Consider the following 19,456-nt stretch of genomic DNA (forward strand, 5'->3'; position numbering starts at 1 on the left):
GAATGCACCTCAAACGGCTGTTTCTCATTGCAGTTTGCGCGCTCGCCGCTTTCGCCGCGGCGCCTGGCGTCAGACAGGCATTGGCTGAGGACGCAGCCAAGCCGGCCGATCCCGGCCTCTCCGACGTGCTGACCGATCTGCTGCATGGCGTCGAAGGCGAGAACGCCACCTCCGGGCCGGACAAGCGCGTGCCGTTCGGCCGCGAGGAGGTGCAGCTTTCCTTCGCGCCGCTGGTCAAGCAGACGGCGCCCGCTGTGGTCAATGTCTATGCCTCGCAGACTGCGAAGGTGACCTCCCCCTTCGAGGGTGATCCCTTCTTCGAGGAGTTCTTCGGCCGCGCCCAGCCGCGCGCGCAGTCTTCGCTCGGTTCCGGCGTACTGGTCGATCCGAGCGGTGTCATCGTCACCAACTACCACGTCATCAAGGATGCCGACGAGGTGAAGGTGGCGACCGCCGACGGGCGCGAGTTCACCTCCAAGGTGATGCTGAAGGATGAGACGCTCGATCTGGCCGTGCTCAAGATCTCTGCCGACAAGCCGTTCCCGGTGATCGCCATCGGCGATTCCGACGCGCTCGAGGTTGGCGACCTGCTGCTTGCCATCGGCAATCCGTTCGGCGTCGGTCAGACCACCACCAGCGGCATCGTTTCGGCGCTCGCGCGCAGCCATATCGGCGTTTCGGATTCCGGCTACTTCATCCAGACCGACGCCGCCATCAATCCCGGCAATTCCGGCGGCGCGCTGATCAACATGGGCGGCCAGCTAGTCGGCATCAACACGGCGATCTACAGCCGCAGCGGCGGCTCGATCGGGATCGGTTTTGCAATCCCGTCGAACATGGTTCACGCCTTCGCCGACGCCGCCAAGGCCGGCCTCGATTTCTTCGAGCGGCCCTATATCGGCGCCGAGTTCGAGTTGGTGACGCCGCAGATTGCGGAATCGCTCGGCATGGAAAAGCCGACCGGCGCGCTGGTCTCGTCGGTCGATGCGGCAGGTCCGGCAGGCAAGGCAGGCCTCAAGCCCGGCGACGTCGTGCTGTCGCTCAACAACACGCCGGTCGAAAGCATCGAGGCGCTGGACTATCGCATGGCCACGCTGTCGATCGGCTCCAAGGCGACCTTCGCCGTGCTGAGCAAGGGCCAGCAGGCGACGCTGGAAATTGCGCTGGAGCGCCCGCCGGAAGGCGCCAAGCCGACCGAGGTGACGCTGCATGGCCGCAGTCCGTTCTCAGGCGCCAAGGTGGCGGAACTGTCGCCGCGGCTCGCCCAGCGGCTTGGCCTGCGCACCGACTTGAGGGGCGTCACCGTGGTCGACATCAACCGCGATTCACCGGCCGCCGATTTCGGCTTCCAGGCCGGCGACATCGTGCGGGAGGTGAACGGCACGACGATCGAGACGGCGGCGACGCTGGCACAGGTCGCCCAGCAGGACACGCGCTGGTGGCGCTTTACCGTCGAGCGCGGCGGGCAGATATTGCGCCAGGTATTGCGTTACTGAGCAGGTTCTGGAAAAGGGGCCGTGCTCCAACCAAATAGAAGTGCATGGCCGATCTGTTCAGCGTCGATGAACCGGAGAAGGCGCCGCCCGGCCGGCCGCTGGCCGACCGGCTGCGTCCGAAGAGCCTTGGCGAGGTCGTCGGCCAGGAGCATCTGACCGGCCCGGACGGCGCTTTGACCAGGCTGATCGAATCCGGCTCGCTCGGCTCGATGATCTTCTGGGGACCGCCCGGCACAGGCAAGACGACAGTGGCGCGACTGTTGGCCGGAGAGACCCATCTTGCCTTCGAGCAGATTTCTGCGGTGTTTTCCGGCGTCGCCGATCTGAAGAAAGTGTTCGAGGCGGCGAAGCTGCGCCGGTCCAACGGCCGCCAGACGCTGCTTTTCGTCGACGAGATCCATCGCTTCAACCGCGCCCAGCAGGACGGTTTCTTGCCGGTGATGGAAGATGGCACGGTGGTGCTGGTCGGCGCGACCACCGAAAACCCGTCCTTCGAGCTGAATGCCGCACTTCTGTCCCGAGCGCGCGTCCTGGTGTTCCGCTCGCTGGGCGAGGACAGCATCGCCAAGCTCCTGGCCCGGGCGGAGGAAACGGAGGGCAGGGCGCTGCCGCTCGACGATGAGGCGCGGGCCATGCTGATCCGCATGAGCGACGGCGACGGCCGCGCCTCGCTGACGCTGGCCGAGGAAGTCTGGCGCGCCGCCAAGTCCGGCGAGGTGTTCGGGCCGGAGGGCCTGCAGCGCGTCATCCAGCGCCGCGCGCCGATCTACGACAAGGGCCAGGACGGCCATTACAACCTGATCTCGGCGCTGCACAAATCGGTGCGCGGATCGGACCCGGACGCGGCACTCTATTATCTCGCCCGCATGTTCGATGCCGGCGAGGATCCGCTCTATCTCGGCCGCCGGCTGGTGCGCATGGCGGTGGAGGACATCGGCCTTGCCGATCCGCAGGCGCTGGTCGTCGCCAATGCCGCCAAGGACGCCTATGATTACCTCGGCTCTCCCGAGGGCGAGCTGGCCTTTGCCCAGGCCGCCGTCTACCTTGCCACTGCGCCCAAGTCGAACGCCGTCTACACCGCCTTCAAGGCGGCGACGCAAGCGGCCAAGGAATTCGGCTCGCTGCTGCCGCCCAAGCACATCCTCAACGCGCCGACCAAGCTGATGAAGGAGGAGGATTACGGCGCCGGCTACCGCTACGATCATGACGAGCCGGCTGCATTTTCCGGCCAGGACTATTTCCCGGAAAAGATGGGTCGCCGCACCTTCTACGATCCGCCGGAGCGCGGCTTCGAGCGCGATATCCGCAAGCGGCTGGAATATTGGGCAAAGCTGCGCAAAGAGCGGGAATAGCGGCTTGCGTGGCCCGGGAAGCGTGGCGCTTCGCAGCGAAGCTTCGGCGGCACGACGATCAAAGTCGAAATGCCGGTGCAATCGTGAGCGGGCAAACCTGACCCAGATTGTGCCGAGCCATGAAAAATCCTATTAAGGCGCACGGCTGACGGGGGTCGCCGTGATTTGGCTCATGCGAACAGGATCGCGCTCCCGCGCGAAAGACTATGACAAAGCAAACCCGTAAGACCCTTCGTCAGGCTGCGATCGCAGTCCCGCTTCTCGCGCTCGGCTTTTACTTCATCCCGATCTTGACGACGATCTGGATCGTCTGCGGCCTGATCGACGTGCTGCGCAATGCAAACAAGGATCTGTCGTTGTTCCGCGGCTATTTCCTCGGCAACGGCATTTTCACCTGGCTGCTGTCGCCCTTCAACCTCTTGGTCGACCTGCTTTGCTACCGGAACCCGGGCGTGTGGAAGCTGGAGCAGTTTCCCGCCGACTATCAGCGCGAGGTCAACGAGATTCTCGACGTCTTCAAGGCTCGCAAGGACGAGATCATCGTCGATATCGACGCCAACTTCGGCACCGGCCGGCGCGGCATGTATGTCTATCAGTGGTATGGCAAGCACAAGATCGACAACGTCGCGGAATTCAACAAGGACTTCAAATACATCAAGACCATCGCAGTCTCGGTCTTCAGGGGCAAGGAATCGACCTCCTGGCATTTCGGGCCGCTGCGGCTCAGCCTGCGCATCCTCTACAACCTGCTGCCTGTGAAGGCCGAAGTTTTCGTCGAGTGCAACAACGCCAGGAACTACTGGCACGACAACCCGCTCTACATTTTCGACGACACGCTGCTGCACCGTTCGGTCAACGAGTATGACGGACGCCGCTACTGCGTGTTCATGGACATCATCCGCCCATCGCCATTCCCTGGCCTCATCGCCGGCCTTCTCGCAGTGGTCTCGGTGAGCGTCGAGCGCGTCAATTCCATGTTCTACAAGAACTGGAAGATGATCGGCTCGTCCAAGGCCAAGAAGGCCGCCGCCAACTGATTTGTCGGAGGCTCCGGTGCTTCGGCCGGGGCCTGTCTTAAACCAACGTCCTATGGCGCCGCCGGATCACAACCTTTAGAACTCTAGACGTCGGTTATGTTTGTATAAACATAACGATGGAGCGGAGGGAGGTTCCGCTCATGGGAGGATTAGGTTGATCGGGCGGCAAGCAGCCGTGCATGCGGATCTGGTCCAGGCCTCGATCGCCAGAAGCGACGCGGCCCATTCGGCGCTGGTCGCTTCGTGGCGGCGCTCCCTGCAACTGCATCAGCTCGATCCGGCCGAGCGCAAGGCGCCCAGGCGGCTGACCGATGGCGAGATCAGAGAGGCCCGGCAGCGCATGGAGCAAATGATCCGCGCCGCCGAGGCGAGCCTCAACCGGCTTTATCTCGCGGTCGGCGGCGTCGGCTGCTGCGTGATGTTGGCGGACCGCGACGGCATTCCGGTGGAGCGCAGGGGTGCTGTCGCCGACGACGAGACGTTCGATGAATGGGGCCTGTGGACCGGCACCGTCTGGAGCGAGGACAGCGAAGGCACCAACGGCATCGGCACCTGCATCGCCGACCAGCGGGCGCTTACCATCCACCGCGACCAGCATTTCTTTTCCCGCAACACGCTGCTCAGTTGCACCACGGCGCCGGTCTATGACCACGAAGGCAATCTGGCCGCGGCGCTCGATGTCTCGTCCTGCCGGTCGGACCTGACGGAAGGGTTTGTCCAGCTCATCGCCGTCGCCGTGGGCGATGCCGCCCGGCGCATCGAGGCCGAGAATTTCCGCATGGTGTTTTCCGGCGCCCGCATCCTCCTCGCCCCGGTCGCCGAGCGCAGCGCCGGCGCGCTCATCGCGGTCGACTCGGACGATCTGGTGATCGGCGCGACGCGCTCCGCGCGCCTTGCGCTCGGCATAACCCGCGAAGCCCTGGCCAAGGGATTGCTGGCTGCCGATATTCTCGGCGATTCGGCCAAGGCCGCGGAAGATCTCGACGAAGCCGAGCGCGGCGCGCTGCAGCGAGCGATGGCGCGCGCCGGCGGCAATGTGTCGGCGGCGGCCCAGAACCTCGGCATTTCGCGCGCGACGCTGCATCGCAAGCTCGCCCGCTTCGGCATCCGCCGCCCGCACTGATTTTCGAACCGACCTGTCGCATTTCTGCGACACTCGGCGGCCGCGATCGCTCCTCCTCGGGCTGACAAAACAAAGCCTATCCGTAACCCTTTGCTCCAGACGCGTCGCATGCCGCGGCGTGCTTCTTCGGGAGGAAGTGATGAACAAGGTGGAATTCTCGCGCGCGGCCAAGGTTCCTTTCGCCAAGCATTACGACAACTTCATCGGCGGCAAGTGGACGGCGCCGCTCTCCGGCAGATATTTCGAGAACATCTCGCCGGTCACCGGCCGCCCTCTGGGCGAGATCGCCCGTTCGGACGCACAGGACATCGAAGCGGCGCTCGACGCCGCGCACAAGGCGAAGAATGCCTGGGGCAAGACCAGCCCCGCGGCCCGCGCGCTGATCCTCAACCGCATCGCCGACCGCATGGAAGACAACCTCGACCTGCTGGCGCTCGCCGAGACCTGGGACAACGGCAAGCCGATCCGCGAAACGACAGCGGCGGACCTTCCTTTGGCCATCGACCATTTCCGCTATTTCGCCGGCGTGCTTCGCAGCCAGGAAGGCTCCCTCTCCGAGATCGATCACGACACCGTCGCCTATCATTTCCATGAGCCGCTTGGCGTTGTCGGCCAGATCATTCCCTGGAACTTTCCGCTGCTGATGGCGGTGTGGAAGCTGGCGCCGGCGCTAGCCGCCGGCAACTGCGTGGTGCTGAAGCCGGCCGAGCAGACCCCGGCGACGATCATGCTGTGGGCCGATCTGGTCGGCGACCTGCTGCCGGAGGGCGTGCTCAACATCGTCAACGGCTTCGGCCTCGAGGCCGGCAAGCCGCTGGCGTCATCGAACCGCATCGCCAAGATCGCCTTCACCGGCGAGACGACGACCGGCCGCCTGATCTCGCAATATGCCAGCCAGAACCTCATTCCGGTGACGCTCGAGCTCGGCGGCAAGTCGCCCAACATCTTCTTCCAGGACGTCACGGCGGAGGACGACGACTTCTTCGACAAGGCGATCGAAGGCTTCGTCATGTTCGCGCTCAACCAGGGCGAAGTCTGCACGTGCCCGAGCCGCGCGCTGGTGCATGAGAAGATCTACGACAGGTTCATCGAGCGCGCGCTGAAGCGCGTCGAGGCGATCGTCCAGGGCGATCCGCTCGATCCGGCGACCATGATCGGCGCGCAAGCGTCCAGCGAGCAGCTGGAGAAGATCCTGTCCTATTTCGACATCGGCCGTCAGGAAGGGGCCGAGGTGCTGACCGGCGGCGAGCAGAACCATCTGCCGGGCGACCTTGCCGGCGGCTACTACGTCAAGCCGACCGTGTTCAAGGGCCACAACAAGATGCGCATCTTCCAGGAGGAGATTTTCGGGCCGGTTGTTTCGGTCACGACCTTCAAGGACGAAGACGAGGCGCTCTCGATCGCCAATGACACCCTCTACGGGCTTGGCGCCGGCATCTGGAGCCGCGACGCGAACCGCTGCTATCGCTTCGGCCGTGCCATTCAGGCCGGCCGCGTCTGGACCAATTGCTACCACGCCTATCCGGCGCATGCCGCCTTCGGCGGCTACAAGCAGTCGGGCATCGGCCGCGAGACGCACAAGATGATGCTCGACCACTACCAGCAGACCAAGAACATGCTGGTCAACTACAGCCCGAAGAAGCTCGGCTTCTTCTGATCCTCCCTGGGCGAAGGGAGGGCGCGGTTCGCCGCGCCCTCCCGGCTGATGGAGAAGATCATGGATAAGGTTTCAATGGGCAAGGTATCGGCCACGCCGGAAGCCGAGGCGCTGCTTGCCGAGATCATCGCCGATCACGGCCCGGTGCTGTTCCACCAGTCCGGCGGCTGCTGCGACGGCTCCTCGCCGATGTGCTATCCGCGCGGCGAGTTCATGCTCGGCGACAATGATGTGAAGCTGGGCGAGATCGACGACACGCCCGTCTATATCAGCGCCTCGCAGTTCGAGGCCTGGAAGCACACGGATCTCGTCATCGACGTCGTGCCTGGCAGGGGCGGCATGTTCTCGCTCGACAATGGCCGCGAGAAGCGGTTCCTGACGCGCTCGACGATCTGCGCCATGCCCAGACCGTCTAAGGGCTGAATGCCGATACAAACGGCGACGATTGGGGCAATCGTCGCGCTTTGTTGGGTCTTTGGCTCGCAAGATGCCTGCCTTAGTGCTATGGCGCCGCTTTCGAATGGAAAAGCGAAGTCATGGCAGGGGTTGAACAGATCACGGTTGAGGCCGGCGAGGCGGGCATGCGGCTCGACCGCTGGTTCAAGGTCCATTATCCGGGCCTCGGCTTCGGCCATCTGCAGAAGCTGCTGCGCTCCGGCCAGATCCGCGTCGATGGCGGACGGGTGAAGGCCGACTCGCGCGTCGAGCCCGGGCAGACCGTGCGCATTCCGCCGCTCGACGTCGACAAGAAGGGCGATGCCCCGCTAACCGGCCATTCGATCCGCAACCAGGACGATGCCGACGTGCTGGCGAAGATGCTGCTGCACGAGGATGCAAAAGTCTTCGTCTTCAACAAGCCGGCCGGACTTGCCGTGCAGGGCGGCTCCGGCGTCACCCGCAATGTTGATGAAATGCTGGAAGCCTGGCGCAACCAGAAGGGCGAGAAGCCGCGCCTGGTGCATCGCCTCGACCGTGACACTTCGGGCGTGCTGGTCGTCGCCCGCACCCGCCTTGCGGCGATGAAGCTGTCGGAAGCGTTCCGGGCGCGCGCGACGAAGAAAACCTATTGGGCGCTGGTCAAGGGCGTGCCGCCGAAACGCGAGGACAAGATCTCGACCTGGCTGGTCAAGGAGGCGACGCCGGACGGCGACCGCGTGCGCATCGCCAAGCATGGCGAGAAGGGCGCTGACCACGCTGTGTCCTATTATCGCGTCGTGGAGCAGGCGGCGCAGACGCTGTCCTGGCTGGAGATGGAGCCCTATACCGGCCGTACCCACCAGCTTCGCGTCCACGCCGCACATATCGGCTGCCCGATCATCGGCGATCCCAAATATTTCGAGGCCGACACCAACTGGGATTTCCCGGGCGGCATGCAGAACCGCCTGCACTTGCATGCGCGCCGCATCGTCATTCCGCATCCCGACCGGGGCGTCATCGATGTGATGGCGCCGATGCCGCCGCATATGCGCCAGAGCTGGAACCTGCTCGGCTTCGATGAGCGGAACGCGGAGGACGACAATTGAGCGGCGCCGCCGACACGTTCGACCGGCGCGATGTGGTCGACCTGACGGCGGCGGCCATGATGGTCGGGCTGACGCTGTCCTGGGGGCTGAACTATGTCGCCGCCAAGGTCTCCTATGCCGGCTACGATCCGGTCTTCGTCTCGATCGTCCGCTCGATCATCGGCGGGCTCTGTGTTCTCGGCTGGTGCTGGTTGCGCGGCATCAAGCTGTTCAGGCCCGACAAGACGCTGGTCGCCGGCATCGCCGTCGGCGTGCTCTTCGGTGTCGAGTTCCTGTTTCTCTATATCGGGCTTGAGCTCACGACGGTTGCCCGCAACACGCTGCTGGTCAACACCATGCCTTTCTGGGTCTTGATCGGCGGTCACTTCCTGCTCGGCGAGCGCATCAATGTGCGCAAGCTTGCCGGCCTCGTGCTCGCCTTCTGCGGGCTCGCGGCCGTGTTCTCCGATGGGATCGTTGCCGGCGAGGATGCGACACTGACCGGTGATCTGCTCAGTCTCGGCTCGGGCATCCTCTGGGCGTTGACCAGTATCGTCATCAAGCGCTCGAAGCTGGTCGAGACGAGCGCCGAGAAGCTTCTGCTCTATCAACTGGTGGGTGCCGCCGTCGTCGGCGCCCTGGTGCTGCCGTTCGCCGGTCCGCCGATCCGCGAAATCGCTGCATTGCCGACATTGGCGTTGCTGTTCCAGTCTTTCTATATCGTCGCCTTCACCTATGTGTTGTGGTTCTGGCTGCTCACGCGCTACCCGGCGGCGGGCCTGTCCAGCTTCGCCTTCCTGTCGCCGGTGTTCGGCGTTCTGTGCGGCGCCGTGCTGTTGGGCGAGCCGCTGACGATTAGGATTTTCCTGGCGCTCGGCCTGATCGCCGCCGGGCTGATCATCGTCAACCGGCCGTCGCGCAAGCAGGTTCCAGCGTAAGGAGTTCGACATGCGCGACATCCTCAACGACCTCGAAGCGGGAAAGCAGCTCTCCGATCCCGATCCGGTGCGCCGCGCCCAGATCCAGATGAAGACGCCGCTGCCGAAGCGCTTCTACAAGACAGTTTCGGTCGCGCCAGTCGAAGGCGGTTTTGTCGTTCATCTCGACGGCAAGCCGGTCCGCACGCCGGGAAAGGCGCTGCTGGCGTTGCCGACCGAACGAGCGGCCGCCCTGGTGGCTGACGAATTTTCCGCGCAGCGCGAGGTTATCGACCCCGTGACCATGCCGGTCATGCGCCTTGCCAACACGGCGATCGACGGCGTCGCCAGCGATCCGCAAGCGGTGCTGGAGGACGTCCTGCGCTTCGCTTCGTCCGATCTGCTCTGCTACCGCGCCGATGTCCCGCAGGAACTGGTCGATCGGCAGAACAGGCTCTGGGACCCGGTCCTCGATTGGGCGAGGAGCAAGCTCGGCGCCCGCTTCAATCTCGCCGAGGGCGTCATCCATGTCGAGCAGCCGCGTGAGGCGATCGCCGTCCTTGGCGCCCATCTTGCCCAGCGGGCCGAGCCGCTGCGCCTGGCCGCGATCCATGTCATGACTTCGCTGACCGGATCGGCGCTGCTGGCGCTTGCCGTCGATTTCGGCGAGCTTGACGGCGAGGAAGCGTGGACGGCCGGCCATGTCGATGAGGACTGGCAGATCGAGCATTGGGGCCAGGACGTCGAAGCCGTCGCGCGCCGCTCCGCCCGCAAGCGCGACATGATGGCGGCAGTCAGCCTGCTTGAGGCGCTGAAAGCCTGATCTCGGCTTTCGCATTGCACCTAATACGAAAGTCATAATCCCATCGTCGCGGTGCCTTTCGCGGGCGCTTTCTGCCATTTTTCCTTCGTTGGCTGCGTTTGAATCCGCGTTCGGAGGAATTGCGGATGGTGGCGCGCAGCCAACGAGGACAGACGGGATCCACGGGAGGATACAGCAATGGCAATGGCATCGACCGTCGGCGGAAGAAGCCGCGGCATGACGCGGGAGGAAAAGAAGGTCATCTTCGCCTCCTCGCTCGGCACCGTTTTCGAATGGTACGATTTCTATCTTTACGGCTCGCTGGCCGCCTTCATCGGCGCGACCTTCTTCTCGTCGGCGCCGGAAGCCTCACGCAACATCTTCGCGCTGCTGGCCTTCGCCGCCGGCTTCCTCGTCCGTCCGTTCGGCGCGCTTGTGTTCGGCCGCATCGGCGACCTCGTCGGCCGCAAATACACCTTCCTCGTCACCATGACGATCATGGGCCTGTCGACCTTCCTGGTCGGCCTGCTGCCCGGCTATGCGAGCTGGGGTATCGCAGCCCCCATCATCCTGATCGGGCTGCGCATGCTGCAGGGCCTGGCGCTTGGCGGCGAATATGGCGGTGCCGCGACCTACGTCGCCGAGCACGCGCCCGACGACCGCCGCGGTTACTACACGTCGTGGATCCAGACGACGGCGACGCTCGGCCTGTTCCTGTCGCTGATCGTCATCCTGATCGTGCAGGGTTCGCTCAGCAAGGAAAACTATGCGGCCTGGGGCTGGCGCATTCCCTTCATCGTCTCCTTTGTTCTGCTCGCCATCTCGATCTGGATCCGGCTGTCGCTCTCGGAATCGCCGACCTTCCAGCGCATGAAGGACGAGGGCAAGGGCTCCAAGGCGCCGCTGTCTGAAGCCTTCGGCCAGTGGAAGAACGCCAAGATCGCGCTTCTGGCACTGCTCGGCCTCACCGCCGGCCAGGCCGTGGTCTGGTACAACGGCCAGTTCTACGCGCTGTTCTTCCTGCAGAACGTGCTGAAGGTCGACGCGCAGTCGGTCAACATCATGATCGCGATCGCGCTTGCCGTCGGCTCGATTTTCTTCGTCGTGTTCGGCTGGCTGTCCGACAAGATCGGCCGCAAGCCGATCATCATGGCTGGCCTCGCGCTCGCCATCGTCTGCACCTTCCCGCTGTTCAAGGCGCTGACCTGGGCCGCCAATCCGGCGCTGGCCACCGCCCAGCAGAACACGCGCGCGACGGTGACGGCGGCACCCGGCGACTGCAGGTTCCAGTTCAACCCGGTCGGCACGGCGAAGTTCACGACATCCTGCGATATCGCGACCTCGTTCCTGACCAAGAACTCGGTGCCTTACGACGTCGTTTCGACGGCAGCACCAGGCACGGCGGCAACGGTCAAGGTCGCCAACGAGACGGTGGAATCCTATGACGCCGTCGCCGCCGGTGATCAGGCCAAGGCCAAGGAGGCCGCCTTCCAGAAGGCTGTCAACATGTCCCTACAGGACGGCGGCTATCCGCTGAAGCGCGCTGCGGCCAAGGTGCCGGACCAGAAGCTCGACGCCTTCGTCGCGGCCAATCCGGAGCTGAAGCTCGACGCCGCGGCGATCCGCGGCGGCGAGAAGACGACGGTGCCGACCGACAAGGCGGTCACCGACAAGCTGCTGACCAAGGATGAAGCGGCCGGCGCCCCCGAGGTCACCGTCTACAACATCCCGGGCGGCGGTCCCTTCGCCATGGTCGCCGACCCGGCGGCCGTGAACTGGCCGATGACGATCGGCATCCTGTTCATCCTGGTGGTGTTCGTCACCATGGTCTACGGGCCGATTGCCGCGATCCTGGTCGAGATGTTCCCGACCCGCATCCGCTATACCGGCATGTCGCTGCCCTACCATATCGGCAATGGCTGGTTCGGCGGCCTGCTGCCGGCAACGGTGTTCGCGCTTAGCGCCTATAAGGGCGACATCTACTACGGCCTCTGGTACCCGGTGGTGATCTCGGCGATGTCGCTCATCATCGGCCTGATCTTCGTCAGGGACACGCTCGGCACCGACCTGCACGCCAAGCAGTAGCCGATCGATCGTCTGCAAAGAAAAAGCCCGGCGCGATCGATCGCGCCGGGCTTTTTCATGCAGAAGCGTTACAGGAGGGGATCAGCTCTTGCGCTGGTTCTCTTCCTCGATCGCCGCCTCATGATACCAGCCGTCGAAATCGGCCTGCGTATTGCGCAACGAGGCAAGCTCTGCCGCGAATTTGGCCTTTGCGCCTAAATTTGAGGCAGAGATCCGGCCTGCAAGTGGGAACATCAGAATCTTTGCCGACGGGCGGGACGGGCTGACTTCCATTGGCGGCCTCCTTTCTTCTTCAGGAGCTTGTCGATTCAATCTTTTCCCAAGATAGGTTCTGCGATTCATTTAAGCAATATGACCACAAAAAGATCAGTATTTGCCTACTATTTATGCAGACATCGCGCCTGAGTGATTGCCGCGCATTGCCGAGACGGCTCAGCAAAATCAACGCTTTGCGATGACCACTTTGCCGCACCCAGCGCAGGAAGAGTGGCACACGAATTGCATTTTAACGACCGGCAGGCCGGCTCGACCCGGCCGTGCATCGATGCCGCGGTGCGGCGTCCAAGCAACGAGAGGCACTGGAATGACCAAATACAAGCTCGAGTATATCTGGCTCGACGGCTACACCCCGACCCCCAATCTGCGCGGCAAGACCCAGATCAAGGAGTTTGCCGAGTTCCCGACGCTCGATCAGCTGCCGCTGTGGGGCTTCGACGGCTCTTCCACGAACCAGGCCGAGGGCCGCAGCTCCGACTGCGTGCTGAAGCCGGTGGCGCTTTATCCGGATCCGGCCCGCACCGACGGCATCCTGGTCATGTGCGAAGTCATGATGCCCGATGGCGTCACCCCGCATGCATCTAACAGCCGCGCGACCATCCTGGACGACGAAGGCGCCTGGTTCGGCTTCGAGCAGGAGTATTTCTTCTACAAGGACGGCCGTCCGCTCGGCTTCCCGGAGAGCGGCTATCCGGCGCCGCAGGGCCCGTATTACACCGGCGTCGGCTACAAGAATGTCGGCGATGTCGCGCGCCAGATCGTCGAGGAGCATCTCGACCAGTGCCTCGCCGCCGGCATCAACCATGAAGGCATCAACGCCGAAGTGGCCAAGGGCCAGTGGGAATTCCAGATTTTCGGCAAGGGCTCCAAGAAGGCCGCCGACCAGATGTGGATGGCGCGCTACCTGCTGCTGCGCCTCACCGAGAAATACGGCATTGACATCGAGTTCCACTGCAAGCCGCTCGGCGACACCGACTGGAACGGCTCGGGCATGCACTGCAACTTCTCGACCAAATACATGCGCGAAGTCGGCGGCAAGGCCTATTTCGAGGCGCTGATGGCGCAGTTCGAAAAGAACCTGATGGATCACATCGCCGTCTACGGTCCGGACAACGACAAGCGCCTGACCGGCAAGCACGAGACCGCGCCGTGGAACAAGTTCAGCTACGGCGTCGCCGACCGCGGCGCCTCGATCCGCGTGCCGCATTCCTTCGTCAAGAACGACTACAAGGGTTATCTGGAAGACCGTCGCCCGAACTCGCAGGGCGACCCCTACCAGATCGCCTCGCAGGTCCTGAAGACGATCTCGCAGGTCTCGACCGCTGCCGTTTCGGCCGCCGCCTGATCTTTCTCGCGGCGCGGATATGCAGGCCCGCGGCGTGACGTGAATGACAAAATGCCCCGGCGGAAACGTCGGGGCTTTTTTCGTTGAGAGAGGCGAAGACGCGTTCCATTTGCGTCAAGCGACGAGGTGCCACGTGCCCTGCCACAACCTGGCTTGGGGAGGCCAAAAAAACCGGCTTTCGCCGGGGTTTTTTGTAACGATTGCGATTGTTTAGACCGAATAGTACATGTCGTATTCGACCGGGTGCGGGGTCATTTCGAAGCGCATCACCTCGGCCATCTTGAGCTCGATGTAGCTGTCGATCTGGTCGTCGTCGAAGACGCCGCCGGCCTTGAGGAAGCCGCGGTCCTTGTCGAGGCTCTGCAACGCTTCGCGCAGCGAGCCGCAGACGGTCGGGATCTTCTTCAATTCCTTCGGCGGCAGGTCGTAGAGATCCTTGTCCATCGGCTGTCCGGGATGGATCTTGTTCTTGATGCCGTCGAGGCCGGCCATCAGCATGGCGGCGAAACCGAGATAGGGGTTCGCGCCCGGATCGGGGAAGCGCACCTCGACGCGCTTCGACTTCGGCGACGAGCCGAACGGAATGCGGCAGGAGGCCGAGCGGTTGCGCGCCGAGTAGGCGAGCAGAACCGGTGCTTCATAACCCGGCACCAGACGCTTGTAGGAGTTGGTGAGCGGGTTGGTGAACGCGTTGATCGCCTTGGCGTGCTTGATGATCCCGCCGATATAGAACAGGCAGGCCTCCGAGAGGCCGGCATATTCGTTGCCGGCGAAGGTCGGCTTGCCGCCCTTCCAGATCGACTGGTGGACGTGCATGCCCGAGCCGTTGTCGCCGAACACCGGCTTCGGCATGAAGGTGGCGGTTTTGCCATAGGCGTTGGCGACCTGGTGCACGACATACTTGTAGATCAGCATCTTGTCGGCGTTGCGCACCAGCGTGTCGAACTTGATGCCGAGCTCGTGCTGGGCGGCGGCGACCTCATGGTGATGCTTCTCGACGCGCACGCCCATCTCGGCGAGCACGGTCAGCATCTCGGAGCGCATGTCCTGGCAGGAGTCGACCGGCGGCACAGGGAAATAGCCGCCCTTGATGCGCGGACGATGGCCAAGGTTGCCGGTCTCGTAGTCGGTGTCGTCGTTGGACGGAAGCTCGGTCGAGTCCAGGCGGAAGCCGGTGTTGTAGGGGTCGGCCTTGTACTTGACGTCGTCGAACACGAAGAACTCGGCTTCCGGGCCGACATAAATGGTGTCGCCGATGCCTTCCGACTTCATGTAGGCCTCGGCCTTCTTGGCGGTGCCGCGCGGATCGCGGTTGTAGGCCTCGCCCGAGATCGGATCGAGGATGTCGCACAGGATGACCATGGTCGACTGGGCGAAGAACGGATCCATATGGACGGTATCCGTGTCGGGCATCAGCACCATGTCGGATTCGTTGATCGCCTTCCAGCCGGCGATCGAGGAGCCGTCGAACATCACGCCGTCAGCGAACATGTCTTCCTCGACCTCGACGACATCCATCGTCACATGCTGCAGCTTGCCTCGCGGATCTGTGAAGCGCAGGTCGACGAACTTAACGTCGTTGTCCTTGATCTGCTTCATGATGTCTTTGGCTGTCGTCATGTCATGTATCCCTGTTTGATGACGTTTTTTGATGATGACGGTTCAGGAAGATGGGAGGCGTCAGACAGCATCCATCCCGGTTTCGCCGGTGCGGATGCGCACGACTTCCTCGATGTTGGAGACGAAGATCTTGCCGTCGCCGATGCGGCCGGTCTGCGCCGCCTTGCGGATGGCTTCGATGGCGCCTTCGACCGCATCGTCGCCGAGCACCACCTCGATCTTCACCTTGGGCAGGAAGTCGACGACATATTCGGCCCCCCGATAGAGCTCGGTGTGGCCTTTCTGCCGGCCGAAGCCCTTGGCCTCGGTGACGGTGATGCCCTGCAGCCCGGCCTCCTGAAGCGCTTCCTTCACTTCGTCCAGCTTGAATGGCTTGATGATCGCTTCGATCTTTTTCATGTAGAAAGTGGCCTCCACTGCCAAAAAGACGGGTTGTGCGCCCCGCTTGCGCCTCCATCAAGCACGAAGCGTGCCAATTACCGGAGGTTGAAGGCGGTATCGGGCGATTTCCATGCCGTGCCGCACCCGGATGTTAATTCGCGTCATCCGCTGCATTGGATGCGTCATCGACGCCCAAAGCCTATACATCGCCCCTCCATACGTCAGCGCAAGATTTGGGCATATAGCGCAATTTCCAGGCAGATTCCCCTCCAGGCGCCACCACTTTGGGGTGGCATTCGGCCGCCGCTGTTTGCTTAGAACCGCAAATCGGACAATGCTTGATCGGATGGAGATCGGCAATCCCATGCGCAATGAACTTCTTTCGCCGGTCGAGATGGCCGAGGCCGATAGGCTGGCGATCGCGGCGGGTCCGCTCGACGGCTACGGGTTGATGCGCCGGGCCGGCGAGGCGGTCGCGGCCGCGGTGCTGGCACGCTACCCGGCGGCGACGCGGATGCACGTGCTGTGCGGTCCCGGCAACAATGGCGGCGACGGCTATGTCGTGGGACGCTTGCTTTGGGAGAGTGGCGTTGACGTTGCGATGTGGGTATCGGGCGAGCCGCGCGCAGGCAGCGATGCCGCGCTGGCTGCAGCCGATTGCCCGTTGGAGCCCCGGCCGCTGTCTGCCTTGGCTGCCGAGCCGGGCTCACTCTTGGTCGACGCACTGTACGGCGCGGGGCTGTCAAAGCCGCTGTCGGGCGAAGCCGCCAGGGCGGTTCAGATCGCGACGGATCTTGGCTTGCCGGTCGTCGCCATAGATCTGCCTTCCGGCGTTTCCGGCGAAAGCGGCGCCATCCTCGGCAGCGCGTTTCGTGCCGCCACGACAGTGACCTTCGCGCGAAAGAAGCCTGGCCATCTGCTTTTGCCGGGGCGTGAAATGTGCGGCGAGACCGTGCTTGCCGACATCGGCATCGGCGATGGCATCATCGCTCAGATCGCACCGCAGGCCTTCGAGAACGGACCGGCGCTCTGGCTGCCTGCCTTCCCGGTTCCGGTCGTCGATGCGCATAAATACAAACGCGGCCATACGAGTGTTTTTTCGGGTGGTCCTTCCGCGACCGGTGCCGCGCGGCTGTCGGCGCTGGCGGCAGCAAGAAGCGGGGCAGGGGCGGTGACGGTGCTGTCGCCGGCGAACGCCATGCAGGTGAACGCCGCGCATCTCACCTCGATCATGCTGCGCAAGGCCGAGGGCGTTGCCGATCTCGGGGCATTCCTCGCTGATCGCCGCCCCTCGTCCTTCGTGCTCGGTCCGGGGTTCGGCGTCGGCGAAAAGGCGCGCGATTTTGCCCTTGCACTGCTTGGCACCGGCCAAACGCCGGACACCGGTGTTGAAGGGCTGGTGCTCGACGCCGACGGCATCACCTCGTTTCGCGACGAGCCCGAGACGCTGTTCCAGGCGGCCCGCGGGTTCGGCGCGCCGGGACTGGTGATGACGCCGCATGAGGGCGAATTTGGTCGGCTGTTCCCTGACGTTGCGGACGACAAGGTGTTGTCAAAACTCGCCAAGGCCCGCGCGGCCTCGGCGCGCGCCAATGCCATCATCGTCTACAAGGGCTCCGACACGGTGATCGCCGCGCCAGATGGCCGTGCCGCCATCAACAGCAACGGCGCGCCATGGCTTGCCACCGCGGGTTCCGGCGACGTGCTGGCGGGCATCATCGCCGGGCTCCTGGCGCAGGGCATGCCGTCGTTCGAAGCGGCCTGCGCTGCTGTCTGGATACACGCCGAAGCCGGCAGCCGGTTCGGACCCGGCCTGATCGCCGAGGATTTGCCTTTGGCCATGGTGCCTGTTCTGCGCGCGTTGGCGGAAAGCGGGGTCGCTGCCCGATGATGCGGCTGGTGATCCTCGTCGCGGTCGCTGCCGTCACCGTCTTTGGCGCGCAGGCGGCGCGTGCCGCCAGTCGTCCGGTCACGATTGTCGACGATCCGCAGGTGCTCGCCAAGCTCGACGCCAAGGGCTTCGGCTTCGCCGGCATCTTCGGCGTCGGCGGCAAGGACGATTTGAAAACGCTCTACGATACGGCGCCGGCCTACCGCGCCATCGTCGAAACGGTAGCGGCCGACGTCGCAGCGCTGCGCGCCGACATGAAGGCTGGCGGCCGGCCGCTCTATGAAGCGACCGACGGCAATATCGGCCGCATCATCGACATGCGCTGGCTGAAGACCAGTGCCGCGCGCTTCCGGCTGGTCGGCGTCGTCAACCGGCCCGATCGGCGCGATTTCGCGGAACTCGGCGACGAAGCGAGCTGCGGCGAGGTGCGTTTCATCTACCGCCTTGCCTACAGTTTCAGGAAGAACAGCAAGGTATTGGCCTCGCGGCTGCCGTTCAATTTCAATGCCGTCTACCGCGTCGCTCCGGACGCCGACGGCGGCTGTGCCGGGGCTGCCGGCCGCTGCCGCAGATCGACGAGGCTGCCGATGCCGGCTGGCTGACCGGCGGACCGCTAGAAAAGGCGGGCCTCTCCTTCAAGCAGCTCGAGCTCAACGCCCAGGTGGTGCGCTTTCTTTCCGGCCAGGAAACCGAGTTCGGCGGGCAGGCCGCCTATCTCATGCGCATCTTCGGCATCGACGGCATGGCCGTCAGCGAGAAGCCGCTGGAAAACACGCCCGACACCGTTCGCCTTTCGGAAGATGCGCGGTTGAAAGCAAAACTTGCCGACTATGTCCGCGCCAACGCCGCGGCGGTCGATCTCGGCATCTACGAACTCCCGGATGAATTCCTGGCGAAGAAGGTCATCTCCTGGTCGACCTTCGGAAGCGCCGGGCTGGCCAACCATCCGTTCACGCCGCTGTTCGAGCCACAAGGCGTTTGACGGGCTCGACTATTCAAAGTTCTCGTTGGTGCGCAGCCCGGAAGCCTTGGTCGAGCGGCTCGACAACGGCGCCTGCCAGGGCTGCCATCAGGCGGGCTCGACCGCCGGCTTCCATTTCATCGGGCTCGACGACGACACGACCTCGCCGCTCAATCGCATCGAGGTCGGTATCTCGCCGCATCTCCATGCCGAAATCCCACGCCGCGAGGCGTGGCTGCAGGCGACGGCGGAAGGCAGGAAGTCCAACCGGTTTCGCCCACTGTCCTTCGCGCCGCCGGCAGCCTGGGAAGATACAGGCGAGCTCGCCTATACGCCGGCCGAGACGGCGATGCCGTGCCTGATGCCGGAAGACGCCGCCCGCTTCGGCAGCAGCTGGCAATGTGGAAGCGGCACGGTCTGCACGCCGATCGCAACCGCCTCAGGGGCGGGACGAACTCGCGCAATGCCTGCTGCCAAGGGACAGCGAGAAGATCTTTTCCGGCCATCCCTGCCTGACCGGCACGATTGCCAGCAACACCGCGCAACCTTTCAACGACCGCCACAAGATCACCGGCCGTTCGCGGCCTTCGCGCCTGCCATTTCACGCACCGCCTATACCTGCCGTCCGCCCAAGATCGGCGTTCCGGGCGGCTTCGCCTATCGCGGCTGCGACGCCAGGGATCTGGCCTTTTCTGCCTTCAAGGCCGGCAAGCCGATGCCGAGCGAGATCTGCGGCCTTGTCGGCGGCAAGAAGTTCGACATCTGCGTGGCGACCAACAATTTCGACCAATGCCTGGGCGGTGCCGTAAATCGCGGCAACCGCCCGGCCTGCTCGGCCGATCATTTCTGCCGCGAGGACTATATTTGCCAGTCGCTGCCGCCCGACACGCCAGGTGCCGCCAAGGTCAAGGCATCGGCTTCTGCTCGCCGACTTATTTCCTGTTCCAGATGCGCATCGACAACCATGCGATGCCGTGGACAAACACCGCCCGTGCGACCGTGAGCGCGGGC

Annotated in this window: 18 protein-coding genes; 15 read left to right on the top strand and 3 right to left on the bottom strand. The window is 63.9% G+C overall.

The window, feature by feature from the left end; all coding sequences use genetic code 11:
- The first annotated feature begins 2 nt into the window (after window positions 1–2).
- The 10 genes from EH240_RS08765 (at window position 3) to EH240_RS08810 (ending at window position 11,971) form a co-directional block, all read left to right on the top strand.
- A complete protein-coding gene (locus EH240_RS08765; RefSeq protein WP_124997227.1) occupies window positions 3–1,496 on the top strand; it encodes a DegQ family serine endoprotease in 1,494 nt (497 codons plus the stop codon).
- A 44-nt stretch (window positions 1,497–1,540) separates the two neighbouring features.
- Window positions 1,541–2,848: a replication-associated recombination protein A gene (locus tag EH240_RS08770; RefSeq protein WP_124997228.1), complete on the top strand. Its 1,308-nt coding sequence runs from the start codon at window positions 1,541–1,543 to the stop codon at window positions 2,846–2,848.
- A gap of 206 nt (window positions 2,849–3,054) precedes the next feature.
- Window positions 3,055–3,885 carry an aspartyl/asparaginyl beta-hydroxylase domain-containing protein gene (locus EH240_RS08775; RefSeq protein WP_124997230.1) on the top strand — a complete coding sequence of 277 codons (831 nt, stop codon included), beginning with the start codon at window positions 3,055–3,057 and terminating at the stop codon, window positions 3,883–3,885.
- 154 nt (window positions 3,886–4,039) lie between these two features.
- Window positions 4,040–5,008, top strand: a complete 969-nt coding sequence (locus EH240_RS08780) for a helix-turn-helix domain-containing protein (protein WP_245435869.1) — start codon at window positions 4,040–4,042, stop codon at window positions 5,006–5,008.
- Window positions 5,009–5,147: 139 nt separating this feature from the next.
- Entirely contained in the window at window positions 5,148–6,665 is a 1,518-nt protein-coding gene (gene adh, locus EH240_RS08785; protein ID WP_124997232.1) for an aldehyde dehydrogenase, read from the top strand.
- Window positions 6,666–6,725: 60 nt separating this feature from the next.
- On the top strand, window positions 6,726–7,088 hold the full coding sequence (locus EH240_RS08790; RefSeq protein ID WP_206075237.1) for a DUF779 domain-containing protein: 363 nt from the start codon (window positions 6,726–6,728) through the stop codon (window positions 7,086–7,088).
- A 113-nt stretch (window positions 7,089–7,201) separates the two neighbouring features.
- A complete protein-coding gene (locus EH240_RS08795; RefSeq protein ID WP_124997234.1) occupies window positions 7,202–8,188 on the top strand; it encodes an RluA family pseudouridine synthase in 987 nt (328 codons plus the stop codon).
- Window positions 8,189–8,244: 56 nt separating this feature from the next.
- Complete coding sequence (locus tag EH240_RS08800) at window positions 8,245–9,105, top strand: DMT family transporter (protein ID WP_167483978.1); 861 nt, start codon at window positions 8,245–8,247, stop codon at window positions 9,103–9,105.
- A 10-nt stretch (window positions 9,106–9,115) separates the two neighbouring features.
- Window positions 9,116–9,907, top strand: a complete 792-nt coding sequence (locus tag EH240_RS08805) for an ATP12 family chaperone protein (RefSeq protein WP_124997238.1) — start codon at window positions 9,116–9,118, stop codon at window positions 9,905–9,907.
- Between the two features lie 177 nt (window positions 9,908–10,084).
- Window positions 10,085–11,971, top strand: a complete 1,887-nt coding sequence (locus EH240_RS08810; RefSeq protein ID WP_124997240.1) for an MFS transporter — start codon at window positions 10,085–10,087, stop codon at window positions 11,969–11,971.
- A gap of 81 nt (window positions 11,972–12,052) precedes the next feature.
- On the opposite strand, the gene EH240_RS08815 is transcribed toward EH240_RS08810, so the two are convergent.
- Entirely contained in the window at window positions 12,053–12,244 is a 192-nt protein-coding gene (locus tag EH240_RS08815) for a DUF2735 domain-containing protein (RefSeq protein WP_124997242.1), read from the bottom strand.
- Between the two features lie 310 nt (window positions 12,245–12,554).
- Here EH240_RS08815 and EH240_RS08820 point away from each other — a divergent pair, with 310 nt between their 5' ends.
- Window positions 12,555–13,592 carry a glutamine synthetase beta-grasp domain-containing protein gene (locus EH240_RS08820; RefSeq protein ID WP_124997244.1) on the top strand — a complete coding sequence of 346 codons (1,038 nt, stop codon included), beginning with the start codon at window positions 12,555–12,557 and terminating at the stop codon, window positions 13,590–13,592.
- 210 nt (window positions 13,593–13,802) lie between these two features.
- Here the strand turns inward: EH240_RS08820 and glnA are convergent, their stop codons facing one another.
- Window positions 13,803–15,212, bottom strand: coding sequence for a type I glutamate--ammonia ligase (glnA, locus tag EH240_RS08825; protein ID WP_124997246.1), 1,410 nt, complete (start codon window positions 15,210–15,212; stop codon window positions 13,803–13,805).
- Window positions 15,213–15,272: 60 nt separating this feature from the next.
- Window positions 15,273–15,611, bottom strand: a complete 339-nt coding sequence (locus tag EH240_RS08830; protein ID WP_006205430.1) for a P-II family nitrogen regulator — start codon at window positions 15,609–15,611, stop codon at window positions 15,273–15,275.
- A gap of 346 nt (window positions 15,612–15,957) precedes the next feature.
- Here EH240_RS08830 and EH240_RS08835 point away from each other — a divergent pair, with 346 nt between their 5' ends.
- Genes EH240_RS08835 through EH240_RS38805 form a run of 4 tightly spaced genes read left to right on the top strand, consistent with a single transcriptional unit; the run spans window position 15,958 to window position 19,448 of the window.
- On the top strand, window positions 15,958–17,484 hold the full coding sequence (locus EH240_RS08835) for an NAD(P)H-hydrate dehydratase (protein WP_124997248.1): 1,527 nt from the start codon (window positions 15,958–15,960) through the stop codon (window positions 17,482–17,484).
- Complete coding sequence (locus EH240_RS38795) at window positions 17,481–18,086, top strand: hypothetical protein (protein ID WP_245435871.1); 606 nt, start codon at window positions 17,481–17,483, stop codon at window positions 18,084–18,086. Before EH240_RS08835 ends, EH240_RS38795 begins: the two co-directional genes overlap by 4 nt.
- A 59-nt stretch (window positions 18,087–18,145) precedes the next feature.
- Window positions 18,146–18,466: a hypothetical protein gene (locus tag EH240_RS38800; RefSeq protein WP_245435873.1), complete on the top strand. Its 321-nt coding sequence runs from the start codon at window positions 18,146–18,148 to the stop codon at window positions 18,464–18,466.
- 28 nt (window positions 18,467–18,494) lie between these two features.
- Window positions 18,495–19,448, top strand: a complete 954-nt coding sequence (locus tag EH240_RS38805) for a hypothetical protein (protein ID WP_245435875.1) — start codon at window positions 18,495–18,497, stop codon at window positions 19,446–19,448.
- The last annotated feature ends 8 nt before the right edge of the window (window positions 19,449–19,456 follow it).

This window comes from Mesorhizobium tamadayense, from assembly GCF_003863365.1.
GTDB classification, from domain to species: Bacteria; Pseudomonadota; Alphaproteobacteria; order Rhizobiales; family Rhizobiaceae; genus Mesorhizobium; species Mesorhizobium tamadayense.